Annotated in this window: 2 protein-coding genes; both read right to left on the bottom strand. The window is 33.7% G+C overall.

Going from position 1 to position 1,052, the window contains the following annotated elements; genetic code table 11:
* Positions 1 to 319: 319 nt before the first annotated feature.
* Entirely contained in the window at positions 320 to 613 is a 294-nt protein-coding gene (locus MT391_RS20660; RefSeq protein ID WP_499441948.1) for a type II toxin-antitoxin system RelE/ParE family toxin, read from the bottom strand.
* The gene (locus MT391_RS20655; protein WP_166372440.1) at positions 613 to 852 is read right to left on the bottom strand and encodes a type II toxin-antitoxin system ParD family antitoxin; all 240 of its coding nucleotides are present in this window, start codon (positions 850 to 852) and stop codon (positions 613 to 615) included. The genes MT391_RS20660 and MT391_RS20655 overlap by 1 nt, the downstream gene beginning before the upstream one ends.
* Between the last annotated feature and the right edge of the window lie 200 nt (positions 853 to 1,052).

The raw sequence follows: 1,052 nt of genomic DNA, 5'->3' as shown, positions 1-1,052 counted from the left end.
TTTGAGAAGCCCTTTTTCGTTTTAGTAACATTAGAAAGGCTTATGACTGAAAAGTGATGAGCCTTTTTGCTCTCTAGGTTTTGATTGTTCTTCAGTATTAGCTTTTCTTCTCTATAAATTATTATGCCTTGATATACAAAATGGGTATCACTGTACTTCTCTCTTGTTAATAGAGAATGATTCTATCTAACCACATGATTAATATTTGATTTTTAATTTTAAGCTTTGGATTTTAGATCTTATGAGCGTATGGTTAGATCAATTTTAAAAAATTAATGTATTCCGTATTTTTCTGCTTAATTTCGCTGTTAGGTTTTTATCAGAGTGCGCGGTTTACATCCATGCTTTTATGTAGGATTCGGACAATGAGAATTTGATTTACTTTGTGATCTTTGTAATAAATTACATGGTTTGCCTGGGGGTATTTACTATAGCCTTCTCTAATATAATCACAGTTGACTCCGATTTCAGGTTCATCTGCTAGTAATTGAAATGAGTAATCTAATATTTTTAAATAATCATTTCGTTGTGCTTGCCCCCATGTTAATTGGGTGTATTTTGCAATTTTAATTAAATCTGATTTCGCTTTAGCTGAGAGTGCGAATTTATTCATCAATGGCTATCTTTATCGAGTTCAGCAATTAATGAGTCATAGCTATAATCAACGGTGCCACTTTGCTCACCCTGAACTAGCATATTACGCAAATTAAGTAGTTTTGCTTCTTCGTCTTCTAATGCTCGCAAGCCTGCTCTAAGTACTTCACTTGCCGAACCGTAGCGACCTGAATGAAGTTGTTGGCTTATAAACTGATCAAAATGATCACCTAAAGTAACGCTCGTATTTTTAGCCATAATTAAAACCTTTTAGTTAGTACCAATATATATTGGATTATGGTATAAAAAACATAACAAGGCAATTAAAGGGAACAAAAAAGTTGGCTTTTTTCGTGCCTCAACAAGTATAGCCAACCATTTTAGCCCGCTTAGTGCGGCGTTGAGGCTGTAGAATTTCTCCAAAAAAGAGTGTTTATCGATCTTTTTTCAATTATGTG

Source organism: Vibrio sp. 1-Bac 57 (assembly GCF_037546855.1).
GTDB lineage: Bacteria > Pseudomonadota > Gammaproteobacteria > Enterobacterales > Psychromonadaceae > Psychromonas.
Note: the sequence above shows the minus strand (reverse complement) of the source record. Positions and strands in the feature narration are given on the sequence as shown.

What these genes read in the sequence shown, in the direction of transcription:
- MT391_RS20655 (WP_166372440.1), bottom strand. Translation starts at nt 852, where the DNA reads ATGGCTAAAAATACGAGCGTTACTTTAGGTGATCATTTTGATCAGTTT.
- MT391_RS20660 (WP_499441948.1), bottom strand. Translation starts at nt 613, where the DNA reads ATGAATAAATTCGCACTCTCAGCTAAAGCGAAATCAGATTTAATTAAA.